This window comes from Tamlana crocina (genome assembly GCF_012037625.1).
The window spans coordinates 1-331 of record NZ_JAAVJS010000621.1 but is presented as its reverse complement, the minus strand read 5'-3'; the positions used below and the strand labels follow the sequence as shown (position 1 = coordinate 331).

Here is a 331-nt window from a genome sequence, read left to right as displayed (position 1 = left end):
ATCCGGAAATGTTTACGTCGTTGCTGGTAATAGGGTCATTGATTGATCTGGGTACAGAACCAAGGGCTGCCTGATGCAGGACAAAATCTACCCCGGCAACTGCTTTTTTACAGTCGTCAAGGTTTCGAATATCACCTTCTATCAAAGTGAAATTGGGGTGGTGCTGAAATGCGGATAGATTTTCTCTTTTTCCGGTGGCAAAATTATCGAGGCAAATTACTTTAGCATTAAGATCGAGGAGAGTTTCGCAAAGGTTAGATCCTATGAAGCCCGCCCCTCCTGTTACTAATACTTTCGAAGAACCCAGCAATTCAATTTGTTTGCTGTTCAT

At 42.9% G+C, this 331-nt stretch carries 1 protein-coding gene; it reads right to left on the bottom strand.

Annotated features, from left to right (window positions below; all coding sequences use genetic code 11):
- Positions 1 to 331 (bottom strand): SDR family NAD(P)-dependent oxidoreductase (locus tag HC176_RS18310; RefSeq protein ID WP_167920421.1); only part of this gene is annotated, 331 nt, incomplete at its 3' end.